10 protein-coding genes are annotated in these 17,892 nt (G+C 76.7%); 6 read left to right on the top strand and 4 right to left on the bottom strand.

The window, feature by feature from the left end:
• Window positions 1–56: 56 nt before the first annotated feature.
• The 3 genes from WME85_RS07005 to WME85_RS06995 form a co-directional block, all read right to left on the bottom strand.
• Entirely contained in the window at window positions 57–1,037 is a 981-nt protein-coding gene (locus tag WME85_RS07005; RefSeq protein ID WP_437836351.1) for a 3D domain-containing protein, read from the bottom strand.
• Complete coding sequence (locus WME85_RS07000) at window positions 1,034–2,818, bottom strand: hypothetical protein (RefSeq protein WP_437836349.1); 1,785 nt, start codon at window positions 2,816–2,818, stop codon at window positions 1,034–1,036. The genes WME85_RS07005 and WME85_RS07000 overlap by 4 nt, the downstream gene beginning before the upstream one ends.
• A 79-nt stretch (window positions 2,819–2,897) precedes the next feature.
• Complete coding sequence (locus tag WME85_RS06995) at window positions 2,898–6,422, bottom strand: protein kinase domain-containing protein (protein ID WP_437836347.1); 3,525 nt, start codon at window positions 6,420–6,422, stop codon at window positions 2,898–2,900.
• Between the two features lie 165 nt (window positions 6,423–6,587).
• Between WME85_RS06995 and WME85_RS06990 the strand changes: the two genes are divergently transcribed.
• The 6 genes from WME85_RS06990 to WME85_RS06965 all read left to right on the top strand — a co-directional run bounded on the left by WME85_RS06990 (window position 6,588) and on the right by WME85_RS06965 (window position 17,372).
• Window positions 6,588–7,730, top strand: coding sequence for an SDR family oxidoreductase (locus WME85_RS06990; RefSeq protein WP_437836345.1), 1,143 nt, complete (start codon window positions 6,588–6,590; stop codon window positions 7,728–7,730).
• Entirely contained in the window at window positions 7,727–9,103 is a 1,377-nt protein-coding gene (locus WME85_RS06985) for a GDSL-type esterase/lipase family protein (RefSeq protein WP_437836343.1), read from the top strand. Before WME85_RS06990 ends, WME85_RS06985 begins: the two co-directional genes overlap by 4 nt.
• A 144-nt stretch (window positions 9,104–9,247) precedes the next feature.
• Window positions 9,248–10,678, top strand: a complete 1,431-nt coding sequence (locus WME85_RS06980; RefSeq protein WP_437836341.1) for a serine/threonine-protein kinase — start codon at window positions 9,248–9,250, stop codon at window positions 10,676–10,678.
• Window positions 10,678–11,418 (top strand): tetratricopeptide repeat protein, encoded by a 741-nt coding sequence (locus WME85_RS06975; protein WP_437836339.1) that lies wholly within the window; start codon window positions 10,678–10,680, stop codon window positions 11,416–11,418. The genes WME85_RS06980 and WME85_RS06975 overlap by 1 nt, the downstream gene beginning before the upstream one ends.
• Window positions 11,419–11,895: 477 nt before the next feature.
• On the top strand, window positions 11,896–16,320 hold the full coding sequence (locus WME85_RS06970; RefSeq protein WP_437836337.1) for a protein kinase domain-containing protein: 4,425 nt from the start codon (window positions 11,896–11,898) through the stop codon (window positions 16,318–16,320).
• Between the two features lie 5 nt (window positions 16,321–16,325).
• On the top strand, window positions 16,326–17,372 hold the full coding sequence (locus tag WME85_RS06965; protein WP_437836334.1) for a tetratricopeptide repeat protein: 1,047 nt from the start codon (window positions 16,326–16,328) through the stop codon (window positions 17,370–17,372).
• A 217-nt stretch (window positions 17,373–17,589) separates the two neighbouring features.
• On the opposite strand, the gene rpsS is transcribed toward WME85_RS06965, so the two are convergent.
• Window positions 17,590–17,892, bottom strand: a complete 303-nt coding sequence (gene rpsS / locus WME85_RS06960; protein ID WP_437308315.1) for a 30S ribosomal protein S19 — start codon at window positions 17,890–17,892, stop codon at window positions 17,590–17,592.

The following is a 17,892-nucleotide window of genomic DNA, read 5'->3' as shown; positions in this document are numbered from 1 at the left end:
TCCCCAGACCTTCCCGGGACCTTCCCGGCACCGGCGCTCCCGGGGCGGGGAGTCGGTCAGGAAGGGCCCGGCGCGGCCACGATCGCGCGACAGCGCGCGTCATTGAGCACGAGGCGCACGCCGCGGTTCGACGGGAACAGCGCGTTGAGGCGCGCGGTGACCGCGGGATCGCCGGTGAAGACGTCGATCTGACGGCCGACGACCTTGATGCCCCGATCCTCGGCGACGAAGCAGCCGTCGTGGCGGCCCCCGCCCGGGAGCGGCAGCCCGGCGAGCTCGGGCACATAGAGCCACGTGCCGAGCGGAATGACGGTCGAGTCGACCGCGACCGTGCGCAGCGGGGTGATCGGGCGGCCGGTCGCGCCGCGGCCATACGGGAACCGGCGCGGGTCGAGCCGCTCGAAGCAGACCTGCTGGCCGGTGCGCGGGCAGACGTCGGCGCACGCGCAGCCGCGCCGCGCGAAGCTCACCGTCTCGCCCGAGGCGAGCCGGCCGCTCCCCTGGACGCATACCTGGTCGTGAAACGAGCGCGGGACGGTCGCGAGCGGCGCGCACGCGGCGTCGTAGATGACCGCGTCCTTCGGCCCGCCGCCCTCGCTCGGGAAGTCGTAGTAGGTGTTCCGGAACAGCCCGGGCGGGAGCGCCGGCGGCGCTTGCGCAGCAGCGCGCCCGACGTCCGGCGCGGCGCGCGCAGGCCGGCCGTGCTCGCGCACGAGGAGCGCGGGCTCGTCCTGCGCGAGACCAGCGTCGTCGGCGTGCCCCGCGCCGCGCCGGTCGTCGGGCGCTCCGGGCGGCGCGCCGGCGGCGCGACCCCCGGCCTCGCCGGCAGCGCCGGCGCGCCCTTCACGACCGCCGCGGCCGTCGTCCGGCGGGGGCTCGTGGAGCCAGCCGCCGCCTCCGCGCGCGATCTGCGGCTCGCTCGATCCATCGTGGATCCAGTCCGCGCCGCCCTTGGCCGCGCACCCCGCGGCGAGCGCGAGCAGGATCGCGTGGAGCCCGCGGACGGCGAGCGCGCCCGCGCGCGCCGCGCTCGTCAAAAGGCGCCTCCGAGGCGGATGAACTCCCGGATCGCGGCGGCGGAGACGTCGGCGCGCGCCCAGAGCGCGGCGGGCGCGGCGCCGGCCGCGGCGGGCGCCGCGCCGGCGGCGATCACAACGGGCGCCGGGTCGCCGGCGCCCGGCTGGCCGAGGCGGCGCGCGACGAGCCGCAGCGGATCGACCACCAGCGCGAAAGCGATGTCCGCGCCGAGCGGGGCGAGCGCTGCCTTCATGGCCGGCACGCCGCCGAGACCCTCGCCCTGGAGCGACGCGACGACGCTGCGGAGCCCCGCGCCCGGGTCGTTGCCGACCGACGCGAAGAGGCCGTCGTCGCGGACCAGGTAAAGCAGCTCGATCGCGGACGGCGGCAGCGACGCGCCCTTGCCGCCCGGCGGCTCTGCGCCCGGCGCGCCCTTGCGCGCGGTCGGCTGCCCGGCGCCAGCGCCAGGCTGGCCCGCCGCGGCGGTCTGCTCGAACCGCACCCGCCGCACCTCGCCCTCGAGCTGCGAGACCTCCGCCTTGCCCGTGGAGATCCGGAGCCCCTCCCGCTGCAGCGCGGCCTTCACCGGCTGGAGCTCCGCGGTCCCGAGCAGGTCCTGGACGGCGGCCTCTAGCTTGGCCCGGTCGCCCACGGCGGCGCGCACGAACGCCGTGGGGCCCGCGTCGTCGAACCGGAGCCCGCCGGCGAACCAGTCGCCGCGCGCGTCCGACGCCGCGCGGATCACGGCGCCGAGCCGCTCGCGCTCCGCGGGCGGGAGATCGCCCTCGACGAGCCCCGCGAGGGCGTCGACGAGCCTGGGCACGCCCTCGACGCGCGACGCGGCCCGGTCGCGGACCAGGATCCCGGCGAGCGTGTCGGCGGGCAGCTCGAGCAGCGGCTTCACGTCGCCGACCGCGAGGTCGGTCGACGCCTTCGACGCCGGCCCGCCCCCGGCCTTCGGCGTCCCCGAGACGCGCAGGTGCGCGCTCTCGTCGAGCACCAGCGTGAGCCGCGCGCGCTCGAGATCGCCGAGCATCGCGAGCGCGCCCTCGATCATCGGCGCGAGCGGGACCGCGGTGGCGGGCGGCGCGCCGTCGGGACCGCGGGCATTGTCCCAGGCGCCCCGCGCCGCCCTGAGCACCGGGCCCTCGATCGCGGGCCGCGGGAGCTCGACCGCGAGGTCCTCCTTCGGCACCTGCGCCTGCGGCATCGTCCGCGCGACGTACGGGCCCACGGCGGTCAGGTCGGCCGCGCTCTCCGCGACGAGCAGGTAGTTGCCGAGGACGCCGAGGGCCACCGGGCTCGTCCCCTGCAGCGGCTCGAGCAGCGCGATCGAGGTCGCCGCGTCGGGCGTCGACCGGAAGCGCGCGCCCTCCCCGCGCGTGAGCTGATCGATCAGGCGCCCGCCGTCCTTCACATGGATGCCGAGCGCGCCCCGGGGGCGCGGCCGGTCGGGGGCCTCCACGGCCGCGCCGAGCACCGGCACGCCGCCGTCGATCTCGGACGCGACGGTGATCGGCAGGCCGAGCAGCGACGCGGCGAGGGCGCCGGCGCTGCCGGGGAGGAGCGCCGCCGAGCCGCCGACGAGGGCGCGCGCCTTGGCCCACGTGGCGTCCGGCGTCGGCAGGAACGCCTCGGCGATGAGCCCAGCGGGCGCGGGCACGGGGCTCAGGCCCGCGACGCCGGCGTCGGCCGACGCGCCCGGCGATTTGCAGCCCACCGCGCCCGCGCTCAGGCCGAGGACGACGGCGAGGAGCGCGGCGGCGCGGCGGCGCATGAAGGAGGAGGATCGCGCGATCACGATCGAACCGTAGCGCCTTCCTGCCGCCGTCGACCACGAACCTGCGAAATCGCCGGGCGCGCAGCGGCGCCGCTGCGCGTCAGGGCCGCGAGGCGCGGCGGGCGGCGGGGATCGCCGCGGACTCCCCGAGGCAGATGCGCGCGAGCGACAGGAGCATCGCGTTCTCGCGGACGCGGTGCAGGAAGCTCTCGCGCAGGGCGGGCTCCGGGATCGCGGCGGCGCGCGCGAGGAGCCGGTCGCGGGCCCGAGCGGCGGCGGCGCGGGCGACCTCGTGGTCCCCCGCGGAGCGCGCCGCCTCGACGAAGGCGACGAGGACCAGCGACTCGAACTCCTCGATGCCGCCGTAGCGCGCGAGGAGCTCGGAGGCTTCGCGCGCCGCCGCCAGCGCCTCGTCGGCGCGCCCCTGGGCGGTGAGGGCGCGCGCGAGCGCGGCGAGCGCGCCGGCGCGGGACGGCGGCGCCACCTGGAGGAGCTCGGCGGCGTCGCGGGCGTCGGCCTCGGCCGCGCCGAAGTCCCCGGCCGCGTGGGCGATGAGGGCGGCGTAGATGCGGGTGCCGCCCTCGAAGCGCAGGTTGCCGTGCCCGCGGCACTCCAGGATGACCTGCCGCGAGAGCGCGAGCGCCTCGTCGAGCTGGCCCTGGGCCGCGAGCGCGCGGCCGAGGTTCTGCCTGGCGCGCGTGGCGATGGTGCGCAGACCCATGCGCTCGGCGGCCGCGAGCGCGGCGGCGAGCTCCTCGCCGGCCCGCTCGACGTCGCCGAGCTCGAGGAGCGCGAAGCCGAGGCTGACCCGGGCGTTGCACGCGCCGCGCGCGTCGCCGGCGCGCTCGAACGCCTCGACCGCGGCCGCGTAGCCGGCCATGTCCCCCGCGGGATCGCCGAGGTGCCGCGCCCGCGCGCCGCGCAGCCGGTGCACCTCGGCGGCGGCGCGCGGCGGGAGGGACGCGAGATCCCCCGCGAGGGCGCGGATCCGCGCGATCAGCGCGTCCGCCTCGGCGTAGCGCCCCGCGGGGAAGAGCTGGCGCGCCGCCGAGCACAGCGCGATCACGCGCGCCGAAAGGAGGTCGGCCCCGACCCGCGCCGCGTCCGTGCGGCGCGCTTCCTCGTCGCCGGGGGCGCCCTCTGCCGCGGGCTCGCCGCACGCGGCGACCTCCTTCGCCCAGGCGGTCGCGAGCACGAAGTCGCCCCGCCGCCCGCTCGCCCCCATCAGCTCGTCGGCGGCGCGGAACCAGAGCGGCGTGCCGCGAGGCAGGCGGCGCGCCGCCTGGGCGGCGCAGCGCTGGGCCTGCTCGAACTCGCCTCGCCAGCGGTGGGCCTCCGCCTGGACCAGGCGCAGCGCGCTCAGCGTCTCGCCGCCGCCGCGCGCGCTGCGGGGGCCGGACGAGGCGCCGCGCTCCTCGTCGGGATCCGCGTCGGCGAGCCGGTCGCACAGGTCGCCGTGCCGCGCCCCGCGCTCCGCGTGCGCGATCGCCGCGGCGAGGTCGCCGCGCGCCAGCGCCTGCTCGGCGCCGCGCAGGAACCACCGCATCGCCCGGCCGTGCTCACCGCCGTGGTCGAAGTGCTCCGCGAGCGCGAGCGCGTCGCTCTCCCCCGCCTCCTCGAGCCACGCGCCCGCGAGCCGGTGACCGAGGAGCCTGTCACCTCGGCTGAGCGTCGCGTACGCGGCCTCGCGGAGGCGAGCGTGCCGGAACGCGTACTCCTCGTCGCCAGGGAACCGGCACGCGGGGCGCCGCTCGATCAACCCGCGCGCGACGAGCTCGGACAGCCACCTATCGAGGTCCGGGGCGCCCTGCGCGCCGCCGAGCAGGGCGGCCACGCCGCCGCGCCAGAACGCCTCGCCGAAGATGCTCGCCGCGCGGAGGATGCGCCGCACGGCGGGGTGCAGGTCGTCGAGGCGGGCGTGCGCCATCGCGAGCACCGTCTCCGGCGAGCCCTCGGCGTCGCCGCGCGCGACCGACCGGATCAGCTCCTCGAGGTAGAACGCGTGCACCGCGGCGCCGCCGTCGGTGCGCGCCCGCGCCGCGGCGTCCCGGCCGGGCGCCTCGCGCGCGGGCTGCCCGGGCGCGCCGGGAGAGAGCTCGCCGAGCCGGAGCTCGACGACGTTTCGGCCCGCCCCGAGCTCCGGGAAGAGGCGCTCGACCTCGGGGCGGCCGAGCGCGAGGAGGCCGGCCGTCACGTCGTCGACCAGGACGCCGCCGTGAGGCGGCGCGCCCGCGCCCCCGCTGGCGGCGGCGCGCTCGGGCTCCCCGCGCGCGCGGGCCTCGAGGAGCGCGGCGGCGCGCTCGATCACCTGCCGCGCGGGCCAGCGCCCCGAGGCGTGCTGGCCCGTCGCGAGCGCGATCGAGAAGCCCGCGGGCAGCAGCGCGCGCAGCGCGAGCGCGCAGCGCGCCGCGTGGGCCGCCTGGTCCGTCGGCGTCCTCGCCTGCGCGTCGGCTGAGCGCGCCGGCTCTGCCCGCGGCTCGCCCTCGCCAGCGCCGGCGAGCGTGACCACGAGCCACCTGGCCGCGAGCCGGTCGACGCGCCCGCCGAAGGGCGCGGCCGCCGCCCGGATCGCCGCCTCCGTCGCGGCCGCGTCGCCCGCGGGCGCGCCGTGGATGAGCGCCACGCTGATGAGCCGCGGCTCGCTCGCGGCGCTCTCGGCCAGCGCCCGCGAGGGCCTCGCGGAGCTCACCGGGGGCTCGGCGCCCGCGTCCCTCGCGTGCTCGCTGGCAGCGCGGAGCTCTGCCGCGCTCGCGAGGACCTCGTTGCCATCCCGCGGGCGGCCGTCCGGCTCCTTCTCGAGCATCCAGGCGACGAGGTCGTCGAGCGCGGCGGGCACGTCGGGCCGCAGCTCCGACAGCCGGGGCGGGCCCACGAGGGCGGCTTTCGCGAGGATCGCCATCACCTGGTCGCCCGCGAAGGGCGGCCGGCCGGTGAGGCAGTGCCAGATCACGCACCCGAGCGCGAACACGTCCGCGCGGGCGTCGACGCGCGCGTCGCCCCGCGCCTGCTCGGGCGCCATGTACCCCGGCGTCCCGAGCGTCACCCCGCTGCGCGCGCCCGCGCGCTCGCCCCGCGGGAGGGCGCCGGCGCCGCGCGGGCGCGCGGCCAGGTCAGCGCCAGCGCCAGCCAGGCCAGCGCCAGCCAGGTCAGCGCCAGATCGGGCGATGCCGAAGTCGACGATCTTGGCGCTCTCCACCGCGCCGCCCGGCAGGAAGATGTTGCCGGGCGTGACGTCGCGATGGACGATCCCCCGCTCGTGCACCGCGCCGAGCGCGCCCGCGAGGCGCCGCAGCAGCGCCACCGCGCCGTCCACGCCGAGGCGCGCGCGAGCGACGTGCGCGGCGAGGTCCTCGCCCTCGAGCCACTCGAGCGCGAGGTAGCGCTGCCGCTCCCCGGTGACCCCGTGCGCGACGTAGCGGACGATGCCCGGGTGCCGCAGCCCGGCGAGGAGGCGCGCCTCGCGCCCGAGCCGCTTCTCCAGGTGCTCGGCCCCGCGGTGCTGGATCTTCAGCGCGACCGGGCTGTTGTCGGTCAGGTCCGTGGCCCGGTACACCGAGCCCATCCCGCCCGATCCCGCCAGGCCCTCGATCCTGAAACGGTCCGCGACCGTGACTCCCGGGCGCATCAACCGGGCGATTATACGTCGGGCCGCGGTCTCTGACAGGGAAAGCCCGCGGCCGGAGGCGCCTCGCGGCGTACGCCCTCGTCGCTCAGCGCTCGTCCCGCTCGTCCGAGGCGGCGTCAACGGAAAGCTGCGGAGCAGGCGCACTGCTGCGGTAAGCTCCGGCCGATGCCTCGCCCCGGCTACGACAGCGTGGTGCTCATCACCGGCTTCCCCTCGTTCATCGCGAGGAAGATGCTGCACCACATCCTCGCGTCGGAGCCCCGCACGCTCGTCTACGCCGTGGTGCTCGCGAAGTCGTCGCTGCAGGCGAGCGCGGAGCGCGACGCGCTCCCCGCGGCCGACCGGGAGCGGCTCGTGCTGCTCGAGGGGGACGTCGCGGCCATGGACCTCGGGCTGTCCGGCGTCGAGTTCCGGCAGCTCGCCCGGGAGCTCGACCGGATCCACCACCTCGCGTACGTGAGCCACGCCGGCGCCGAGCGGAGCGCCGCGCACGCCCTCAACGTCGTCGGCACCGCGGAGGTGCTCGAGCTCGCCCGCGCCTGCGGCTCACTCCAGTGCCTCGTCCACCAGTCCACGGCGTTCGTCGCGGGCGATCGCACCGGTACAGTGTACGAGGATGATCTCGAGGCGGGTCAGGCGTTCCGCAATCCTGTGGAGGAGACGCGGATGCGCGCGGAGGTGCTCGTGCGGCGGGCGATGCGCCACGTGCCGGTGGCGGTCGTGCGGCCGACCACGGTGGTGGGCGACTCGACCACCGGGGAGATCGACCGGCTCGACGGCCTGTACCTCCTGGTGCTGCTCATCATGGCGGCGCCGGCCGACATCGCGATCCCGATGCCCGGCCGCGGCGACGTGCCGCTCAACATCGTCCCGATCGACTTCGTGGTCCGCGCGACGCACGCCATCGGGCTGCACCGGCTCGCGCCGCGGCGCACGTTCCACGTCGCCGACCCGCACCCGCTCTCGGCGCGGCGGGTCTTCGACCTCGTCGCCCGCGCGAGCGGCCGCCGCGCCGCGCGCGGTCACATCCCGTCGAACCTGGCCAAGGCGCTGCTCCGCACGCCCGGGCTCGAGCGCTTCGTCCGCAGCCCGCGCGCGTTCGTCGAGCAGCTGATGACGCCGGTGCGCTACGACGCCCGGAACGCGGACCTCGTGCTCGACGGCGCCGGGATCGCCTGCCCTCCCTTCGAGTCGTACGTCGACGTGCTCGTCGGCGCCGTGCAGGACCGCGTCCGCGAGCGGCGCGAGCGCCAGGAGCTCGAGGCGAACGCGGACGCCGAGCTCGACGTCGAGGATCCGCTGTCGTGAGCGGCGCCCCCTGCTCCGCGGCGCGCGCGGAGGTCCCGGAGCGCAGCGCGGCTCCCCCGCGCGCCCCGCGGCGCCTCGCCGCGGCCCTGCTCGCGGCGGCGGCGCTCGGCTGCAGCTCGACCCGCGAGCACGTCGCGCCGCCGACGCCCGAGGTGGGCTCCGCGCCGCCCGCGCCCGCGGCGCTCCCGGGGCGCCGGACGGCGGTGGACGCCCCGGAGGCGACCGCGACGCGCCCGGCGGAGGCCGCGCCGGCGCGCCCGCCGGAGCTCGACCTCATGCGCCCCGAGGACGGGACCTACGCCCACTTCTTCGCGGCGCTCCGCGCGCTCGAGCAGGGGCGCCGCAAGGACCACGTGCGCGTCGCCTGGCTCGGCGACTCGCACGCCGCCGCGGATTTCTGGAGCGGCGCGGTCCGCACGGCGCTGCAGCGGCGCTTCGGCGACGGCGGGCTCGGCTTCGTGCACCTCGGCTACGCCGCCTACCGCCACGACGGCGCGCGGATCACGGCCGACGGCAAGTGGCGGACGCGCCCGAAGACGCCGGGCGGCTCGCAGCCGATCGACGACGGCGTCTTCGGGCTCGGGGGGATCCTCTTCAGCGCGCACAAGGGCCCGGTGCGCGCCGAGATCACGGTCACCGGCGCGGGGCCTTCCAGCCGGCTGCTCTGGGACGTGTGCTTCCGCTCCAGCGCGCCGACCGACGAGCTCGCGGTGACGATCGAGGGCGGCCCGAGCCAGGTCCTCCGCGCGGCCCCGGGCGACACCGTGGGCGCGCTGCAGCACGCGAAGCTCTCGAGCGTCGGCGCGACGAAGCTCGGCGTCGTGCCGTCGGGCGCGCCCGAGCTCTGCGGCTTGGTCGTCGAGGCGGATCCCGAGGTCAGGCCCGGGGTGGTCGTCGACACGCTCGGCATCAACGGCGCGCGCCTCGCGACGCCGCTGCGGTGGCAGGAGCTCAGCTGGGCCGCGGAGCTCGCGCGGCGCTCGCCGGAGCTCGTGGTGCTGGAGTACGGCACGAACGAGGCGGGCGACGTCACCACCGATCCGTCGCTCTACGCCAGGCAGCTGGCCGAGCTACTCGAGCGGACGCGCCGGGTCGAGCCCGACATCGACTGCCTTGTCCTCGCGCCGACGGACCGGAAGGACACGCCGGAGCGGACGCCTGTCGTCCGGGACGTGCTGCGCGACGCGGCCCGGGAGGGCGGCTGCGCGTTCTGGGACACCTACGAGGCGATGGGCGGGAGGGGCTCGATCGAGGCCTGGTACCGCGAGCGCCCGCCGCGCGCCTCGCGCGACGGCGTCCACCTCACCTTCCGCGGCTACCGGGAGCTCGGCGTGAAGCTCTCGAACGACATCCTCGAGCGCTACCGCCCCTGACGAGCGGATCCACCGCCGGGCTCCGTTCGACGGTGACGGCGGATCTCTGGCGGATCTCCGCGCCGATGGCCTTGCTCGTGCCTTTCGGGTCTCGGTGCTCGATCGGCGTGAAGGCTTCTCACGCGCGATGGGCGAGGGGGGCACATGCTGCATGCCGGAGACGTAGCAGGAGGTCGCTTCCGCCTGATTCGGCCGATCGGCTCGGGCGGGATGTCGAGCGTCTGGTGGGCGCGCCATGAGCTCATCGGCCGGGACGTCGCGCTCAAGCTGTCACCGGCGCTCCAGGACGAGCAGGTCGTCGGGCGGTTCGTCCGCGAGGCGAAGATCATCGGCAAGTTCCAGCACCGGAACATCGTCGGCGTGGTCGACGCCGGAGAGCTCCAGGACGAGGGTTACCTCTTCCTGGCCCTGGAGCTCCTGCGGGGCTCGCCGTTCGCCGACCGCCTGATCCCGAACCGGCCGCTGCCGCCCGAGGAGGTCGTGCCGATCCTCATCGAGGTGTGCAGCGGGCTCTCGGCCGCGCACGCCGAGGGCGTCGTGCACCGCGACATCAAGCCGGAGAACATCATGATGGCCCTGGTCCCCGGCGAGGGCGTCGTCCCGAAGATCGTCGACTTCGGCATCAGCCAGCTCACGGGCGCGAGCGACGCGCTCACCATCGAGGGACAGCTGCTCGGGACGCCCTCGTACATGAGCCCGGAGCAGGCCCTGGGCAAGCGCACCATCGACGCGCGCGCCGACCTCTGGGCCGTCGGCGTCATGCTGTACGAGGCGCTCAGCGGCGCGCAGCCGTTCCGGGGGGGCAACCACCACGCGGTCCTCCGGCGCATCCTCGACACCGAGCCGGCGCCGCTCCCGCACTCGGTGCCGCAGCGCCTCCGGAAGATCGTCGGCCGCTGCCTCGAGAAGGACCCGGCGCGGCGCTACCCGGACGCGGCCGCGCTGCGCGCGGAGCTCCAGGCCGCGCTCGAGGACCTCGGCGCGAGCGCGCCCGCGCCGCTCGTGATCCTCGCGCCGCGGGACCCGGGCTCGCGGTCGCTCGAGACGACGCGCCCCCGCGGCGCGCTCGCCGCGCCGCCGAAGCTCGCCCTCCGCGCCCTCGGGCGGATCTGGGCCTCGCGGGCGCGGGCGCACCGGTGGCGCGCGGCGACGACGCTCGACCGCACGCTGGACGTCGCGCCCCCGCGGGACACCCGGCGGCGCGCGGGCGCTGGCGTGGCGCTCCGGCTCGCGGGCGGCGCGGCGCTCGCGGCGGCGCTCGTGTCGGCCGCGCTGCGGGAGCCGGCGGACGCGGGGCCCGAGCGCGCGGCGCGCGAGAGCCTCCGCCCCGTGCTCGCCGCGGCCTTCGCCGAGAGCGGCGCCGCGTCCAGGCGCGTCGCCGGCGCGCCAGGGAGCGCTGGTGCCGGCGCGCCGGGCTCGGAGGCGGCGAGCTGCGACGGCGCGCCGGGCTCGCCCCAGCTCGCCTCGGCGGACCCGGGAAGCGCCGGGATCTCGGCGGCCTCGGAGGACAAGGCCCCGCGCTCGCAGGCGCCGCGCGGGTCCTCGAGATCCCGCATCACGAGCCCCGGGTTCTGATGATCAACGCCGCACCGACCTCCGCTCTGCGCAGGCGATCCCGCGGGCGCGCCGCCGCGCTCGTCCTCGTCTGCTGGGCGCTGCTCTCGCCCTCCTGGCTGCGCGCGCAGGACAACGTCGCGACGCGCGCGCAGGACAACGTCGCGACGCGCGCGCAGGACAACGTCGCGACGCGCGCGCAGGACAACGTCGCGATGCGCGCGCACGACGGCGTCGCGACGCGCGCGCACGACGACGTCGCGACGCGCGCGCTGCGGCTCCAGTTCGCGCGGGGGCTGACCCTCGAGATCGCCGGACGCTGGGCTGACGCGCTCGATCGGTTCGAGGCGGTCGCGCGCCGCCGTCCGACGGCGAACGTGACGTTCCACATCGGCCTCTGCCATGAGCGGCTCGGCCGGCTGCGCAAGGCCGAGCGGACGTACCAGGACGCGCGCGCGGCCGCGCGGACCACGACGCCGGCGGTGCTCGCCGAGATCGACGCGCGCCTCCAGGACCTCGAGGGGCGGATGCCGAAGATCGTGCTGAACGTCGCCGGCGCGACCGAGGGCGTGACCGTGCTGCTCGACGGCGAGGAGGCGCCGCCGTCGAGGGCGATCCGGGTCGATCCGGGCCCGCACGTTGCCGTGGCGCTCCGGCACGGGATCCCGGTCGCCGCGAGCGCTTTCTCGAGCCACGAGCGCCGTACCAGGTTCGTGACCCTGACCGTTCATCCCGTCCCGAGCCGCGGCTCGGGCCCCTGAGCTCGCCGCTCTGGGGTCCTGAGGCGGCATGACGGACCGCGCGCGCCGCGAAAATGTCGCTGCTGGGCTCGATCCGCCCACGCGCGGCGCCAGCGGGAACGGCGCGCGCTGAGCTCCCCACACCCGAGCACCTGTGCGAGCAGAGGAGTCCGCGACCCTCGCCGCGGGCGAGATCGCCGCAGCTATGCCCGTTTTTCGCGGCGATCTCGCCGTCTGGCCTGGAGCTCCTCGCGCGCGTGTGTCAAGCCGCCGGAGGGGCGGCGAGGCGCTGGTGAGCGCTCGCCGCGGGCGTTTCCGCGCGCGCGGCGCTGACGCGGCGCTGACTACCAGAGCGCGCGATGAATGCCCGCGCGGATCGCGGCGAGCGCTGCGTACGAAGCTCGCCTGACAGGGCGCTCCGGACACGACCAAGCTCGCCGCATGATCGGCCGCGAACGCTGGATCCAGCTTCTGACGTCCTGATAGCATGCAAGTCCCATGGCGCTCGACAGGCCGCCCGGTGCGGGCTCTGCTTCGCGACTCGGCAATTATGAGCTGCTGAAAGAGCTGTCCGGCGGCGGCATCGGGTCCACGTGGCTCGCGCGGGCGTCCTCCGAGGGCGAGGTGAACGGCGCGGCGCCTGTCACCATCCTGCGCATCTACCGGCACCTCACGAAGAAGGCCGAGACGACGGACAGCATCCTCCGCGAGGCCGGGATGGCGCAGCAGGTCCGCTTCCCCAGCGTGCTCTCGGTGCTCGACGCCCGCATCGCCGACGGGGAGGTCTTCATCGTCTCGGAGTACGTGGAGGGCGAGCCGCTGGGCGCGCTCGTGTCAGCCGCTGGCGCCGAGGGGCTGCCGCTCCCGATCGCCCTGCGCATCGTGGCCGACGTGCTGCGCGCGCTCGCGTCCGCGCACGCGGCGGAGCCGCCGCTCGTGCACGGCGAGCTGAACCCGACCCACGTCTCCGTCGGCATCGACGGCGTCACGAGGGTGAGCGGGCTGGGCGTCGCGCGGGCGATCGCGGGGCTCGCGCCCATGGGGACGAGGAACCCCGATCGGCTCGCGTATGCCGCGCCGGAGCGGGTCAAGGCGATGGCGGCGCACACGGCAGCCCCGCTCGACGCGCGCGCCGATCTCTTCTCGGTCGGCGTGATCCTCTGGGAGCTGCTCTCCCGACAGCGGCTGTTCTCGTCGAAGCTGGAGACGGCGGTCATCCAGAAGGTGCTGACGGCGCCCATCCCGCCGCTCGCGGGCGGCGCCGTGCCGGCCGAAGTGGTCGAGGTCGTCCGGACCGCGCTCGAGCGCGAGCCCGCGCGCCGCTTCGAGAGCGCGTCGGCGATGCTGGCGGCGCTGGATGCCGCGGCCGCCGGGCGGATCGCCGGGACCGAGGACGTGGCCGCGACGGTGAGCAGGCTGGCGGGCAGGGCGATCGAGCCGCGCAGGACCATGATCGCGGCCGCGATGGCGGGCACGTCCGGCGCGAGCGAGTCGCGGCCGTCTCCGCCGCCGCGCGCGCGCGGGGCGACGCTGGTGGGCCTGGCGATCCCCGAGGGCGCGCTGGCTCCACGCGGCGACGGCCCGCGGCACGCGATCACCGCGCCGTCGCCGCGCGCGCGCGCGGCGACGACGACGCCGGGTGCACCGCCGGTCGCCGCGGGGGGCGCGGTCAACGCGAGCCAGCTCCGCCCGTCGAGCGGCGCGACCGCGCTGAAGAACGGCGTGGTGGCCAGGCCAGCGGGCGGCGGCGCCTCGAACGGCGCCGCGCCGGCGGGCGCCGGGGCGGCGCACGCGGACATCGACACCGAGTGGGGCTCGGCGCATGACGGCACGGCCCGCGGCCTCCCCCCGCCGCGGCCTCCGGCAGCGACCCTGCCGCGGATCGAGCCGTCGAGCGAGAGGACGGAGAACGGCGCCGCCGCGGCGCGGGCCGAGGGCCTCGCGGCGACACCGGCGCCTGCGACGGCCGCGCTGAAGGAGCAGCCGCCTGCGCGCGCGGCCGTGCCGCGGCCGACCGATCCGGGCGACATCGACGTGGCGGTGCGGCTGACGCCGACGCCGGCCGAGGGCACGTTGCCGAGGCGGCCGACGCCCATCCCGCCGGGGCCCCCGAGGCCGCCGCGCCCGCCGGGAGCTCGGGCGGCATCGCCGGCGCACGCCGAGGTCCCCGGCAAGAGCTCCGCCGCAGCGCCAGCGGCTGTCGCGCCTGCGATCTCGCCGAGCCCGGTGACGCCTCGCGTCCCCGGGGTGCCTGCGGTGCCTCCGGCGCCTGCCGCGCCCCGCGTGTCCGTGGTACCCGCCGTGCCGCCGGCGCCGCGCACAGCCGCCGCACCGACAATGCCGGCCACGCCTCGCGCGCCCGTGGCGCCAGCGGTGCCGCTGGCGCCTGCCGCGCAGCGTGCTCCCGCGGCGACTGCAGTGCCCGCGGTGGCCGCGGTTCCCTCGGCGCCTGTGATGCCCGCAGCGCCTGTGATGCCCGCAGCGCCCGCGGTTCCAGCAGCGCCTGTGATGCCCGCAGCGCCCGCGATCCCCGCAGCAGCGGCAGCGCCCGCCGCTGCCACGTCGCCTGCAGTGCCCACGCCTGCCGCGGCGGCTGCGTCTCCGCAGGCGCCGATCTCCTCGGCCCCCGCGTCGGCCACCTCGCCTGCGATCCCTTCCGCGCTGAGAGCGCCGTCGTCCGCGTCGCCTGTCGCCCCGGCGGGCGGGGCGCCTGCGTCGGCGGCAGCCGTGACGCCGGAGAGCGCGCGCGGCGCCGAGCCGTCACCGAACTCCGGCAGGACGCTCAACACGCCGACCGGGTCGCAGGGCCCGACGAAGCTGTGGGGCCGCGCGGCTTCCGCCGTGGATCGGCTGGGCCCGGGGAGCACCCTCGGCCGCTACGAGATCCTCATGCCGGTCGCCAAGGGAGGCATGGCGGCCGTCTGGGCCGCGCGCCTCCAGGGCACCCGCGGCTTCCGGAAGATCGTCGCCATCAAGACGATGCTCCCCGACGTCTCCGACGACCCCGACTTCGAGTCGATGTTCCTCGACGAGGCGCGGGTCGCGGCGCGCGTCCGCCACCCCAACGTGGTCGAGATCCTCGACCTCGGCGAGGAGGACGACGTCCTCTACATCGTCATGGAGTGGGTCGACGGCGAGACGGCGAGCACGCTCCAGAAGGCCGCCAAGCGGCTCGGCGGCATCCCGCAGCGGATCGTGCTCCGCATCGCCTCGCAGATCTGCGCGGGCCTGCACAACGCGCACGAGCTCCGCGACGACAGCGGCGCGCTGCTCGACCTGGTCCACCGCGACATCTCGCCGGCGAACGTGCTCATCTCGACCGCCGGGTTCGTGAAGATCGTCGACTTCGGCGTGGCGAAGTCGAAGGGGCGCCTGCACGTCACGCGCGCCGGCGGCATCATCAAGGGCAAGACCCCGTACCTCTCGCCAGAGCAGCTCGGCGGGCTGCCCATCGATCGCCGGAGCGACATCTTCTCGCTCGGGGCGCTGCTGTACGTGCTCACGACGGGGATGCACCCGTTCCGCGCCGAGACCGAGCTCTCGACCGTCGAGAACATCACCATCAAGAACCCGCTCCCCCCGCGCGAGCTGAACGGCGCGATCCACCCCGAGCTCGAGAGGATCATCCTCAAGGCGCTCGAGAAGGATCGCGAGAACCGCTTCTCGACGTGCGCCGAGATGCAGCGGGCCGTCGATCAGGTGGCGTCGACCCTCGGCGAGCCCACGACCGACGAGGACGTGGCCGCGTTCGTGCGGCAGGCGATCGGCGAGACCCAGGCGCGGCGCGCGCAGGAGCTCCGCGACGCGATCGCGGCGGTCGACGCCGGCGCGGCCCAGAACTCGGAGCCCCGCTCCGGCGCCTCTCCGGAGCTCCAGGCCCCGCCGGCCGACGTCGGCCCGGGCTCGCGCGACATCGCGCCCGCCGTCGCCGGCGCGGCGATGGCAGCCGCGACGGCCGCGTCGGTCGCAGCGACGGCGCCGGCCGCAGCGACGAGGGGCGCGACGGCGGCGCAAGCCGGCGGAAGCCTTGCCTCGAGCGCAGCGGGGGCGTCCTCGGCAGCAGCGCAGGAAGAGGAGAGCCCCGTCAGCCTGGAGCCGATCTCGTTCGAGGAGATCGCCGCGCCGGCGCAGCCTCCCCAGACCCCGCCGCGGCTCATCATCGCGCCCTCGCTGCAGGCCGACATCCAGCCCGACGCGCCGGCGGTGCCGGTGAGCTCGCCGCCCTCGCCGCGCGAGGGCAAGCCGCTCGGCGCCTCCGTCCCGCGGGTCCTCCCGGCGGCCGGCATGCCGGCCACCAAGGTGCTCGCGGCGGCAGACCCGCGGGGGGCGAGGGCCGCGCTCAGCGCTCGCTTCGGGCGGGGCGGCTCGCGGAGCCTGGCCCACGACGTCGGCGAGGTCACGGCGGTCGACCGATCGTACGAGACGGCGCAGCGGCACAAGCGGCTCCAGCTGATCGTGGCCGGGGCGGCGATGTTCTGCGTGGCGATCGGCGTCATCGCGCTGGTCACGCGCGGCGGCGACGAGCGCCACGCCCCGGACGTCGGCAAGGCGCGCGTCGATGCGCCGCCCGCGCCCGCGACGGGGAACACCGCCGCGCCCGCGGTCACCGGCGCGGCCGAGGCCGCCCCATCGGCGGAGGCCGCGGCGCCGATCCCGGCGCCCGTGGAGCCGTCGCAGGCCGCGCCGCCGCCTCCTGCCGAAGAGCCGAAGCCGTCGCCTCCTGCCGAGGCAGCAGCGACGGCCTCGCCGGCGGCGCAGGCGCCTGCCGCGGCGAAACCGCAGCCCGCTGCGGCCCAGCCGGCGCCGCGCGCGACGTCGACCTCGCGCCCCCGGGCGACCTCCACGCCGACGAAGCCTGCGGCCAAGCCAGCGGCGACCGGCAAACCGACCACCAAGAAGAAGTACAACCCATCGGGTATCTGAACATCGTGCGACCTCGACCCTGGCTCCGTGCGCTGCTCTTCGGTGCTGCCTCTTGCCTCTGCCTGTGCGCGCTCCCCGGGCCCGCGGCGGGCGCGGACGACGCCGCGGCGACGCCGTCGCCGGACGCGGTCGAGAAGGCGCAGAGCCTGTTCAAGAAGGGCGCCGCCCTCTACGAGAGCAAGCGCTACGCGCTCGCGCTCGAGCAGTTCCGGGCCTCGTACGCCGCCGTGGCGAGCCCGAACTCTCGCCTCTACATCGCGCGCTGCCTCGCCGAGCTGGGCGAGCACCCCGAGGCGTACCTCGAGTTCGAGCTGGTCGCGGCGGAGGCCGCGGCCCGGGCGAAGACCGAGCCGCGCTACGCCCAGACGGAGCAGACGGCGCAGCTGGAGCGAGACGACCTCGCGCGCAAGCTCGCGCTGGTGACCGTCACGGTGGCGCACCCGGACGCCGCGAGCTCGCTCGCGATCGCCGGCAAGGAAGTCCCGCGCGAGCGGTGGGGCAAGCCGTACCCGGTGAAGCCTGGCAAGACCGAGATCGTCCTGCGCACCAGGGCGACCTCGATCCCGCAGACCCTCGATCTCTCGGCCGGCCAGGCGAAGACGATCCCGCTCGACGCCGCGCCGATCGAGCCATCCGGGGCCGCAGACGGCTCTCCGACGCTCCTCGACGAGGGTCCTGTCGGTCCCGTATCGGAGGCGCCTTCGCCGAGGGCGTACCTCCGCCCGTACGCCTATGTCGCCGGCGGCGTCGGGGTCGCGGGGCTCGGCGTGTTCACGGTGGCCGGGCTGATGGCGAACAGCAGCTACAGCGATCTCGCCGAGACCTGCGGAGGTCCCTGCCCCATCAGCCGCAAGGACGACGTCGACGCGGGCAAGACCCAGAAGACGGTCGCGAACGTCGGCCTCGTGGTCGGCGCGCTCGGGCTCGTCACCGGCACGACGCTGTTCATCCTGAGCTTCACCGGCGGCGGCGTCGGCGAGCCGCAGCGCGCCGACGCCTCGCCGCAGCTCCTCGTCGCGCCCGGCTTCATCGGCGTGCGCGGCGCGTTCTGAAGCGGCGCTCGGCGCCGTCCGGCACGGCGCCCCGGTCGGGGGCCGCGCGGGGCGCCGCGCGCTCCAGGTCAGCGGAGCGCCTGCGCTGAGCTCGCGCGGGGCCCCGCGCGCTCCACGTCAGCGGAGCGCCTGCGCTGAGCTCCAAAGCGAACGGGCGGGACCGCCGTTGCGATCCCGCCCGCTTACCGTCGATGCTCTCGCGCTTATCGCGGGGAGATCAGCGACCGCCGCCAGGGCCGCCCTTGGCGACCTTGGACTTCTTGTCCCCGGAGTGACCGTGGAACGTGCGCGTCGGGGCGAACTCACCCAGCTTGTGGCCGACCATGTTCTCCGTCACGAACACGGGGACGAACTTCCTCCCGTTGTGCACGGCGAACGTCAGGCCGACCGACTCGGGCAGGATCGTCGAGCGGCGCGACCACGTCTTGATCACCTTCTTGGCGTTGGTCGCCTGGGCTGCCTGGATCTTCTCCAGCAGGTGACCGTCGATGAAGGGCCCCTTCTTAATGCTCCTCGGCAT

The sequence above is a fragment of the Sorangium sp. So ce1153 genome (genome assembly GCF_051521595.1).
Classification (GTDB): Bacteria; Myxococcota_A; Polyangia; order Polyangiales; family Polyangiaceae; genus Sorangium.
The sequence above is the reverse complement of the archived record's forward strand: the minus strand, read 5'-3'. Positions and strand labels throughout refer to the sequence as shown.

Bases quoted from the DNA above. Each gene is read 5' to 3' on its own strand.
- rpsS (WP_437308315.1), bottom strand. From the start codon at position 17,892: ATGCCGAGGAGCATTAAGAAGGGGCCCTTCATCGACGGTCACCTGCTG.
- WME85_RS06995 (WP_437836347.1), bottom strand. From the start codon at position 6,422: ATGCGCCCGGGAGTCACGGTCGCGGACCGTTTCAGGATCGAGGGCCTG.
- WME85_RS06975 (WP_437836339.1), top strand. From the start codon at position 10,678: ATGATCAACGCCGCACCGACCTCCGCTCTGCGCAGGCGATCCCGCGGG.
- WME85_RS06990 (WP_437836345.1), top strand. From the start codon at position 6,588: ATGCCTCGCCCCGGCTACGACAGCGTGGTGCTCATCACCGGCTTCCCC.
- WME85_RS06970 (WP_437836337.1), top strand. From the start codon at position 11,896: ATGGCGCTCGACAGGCCGCCCGGTGCGGGCTCTGCTTCGCGACTCGGC.
- WME85_RS06980 (WP_437836341.1), top strand. From the start codon at position 9,248: ATGCTGCATGCCGGAGACGTAGCAGGAGGTCGCTTCCGCCTGATTCGG.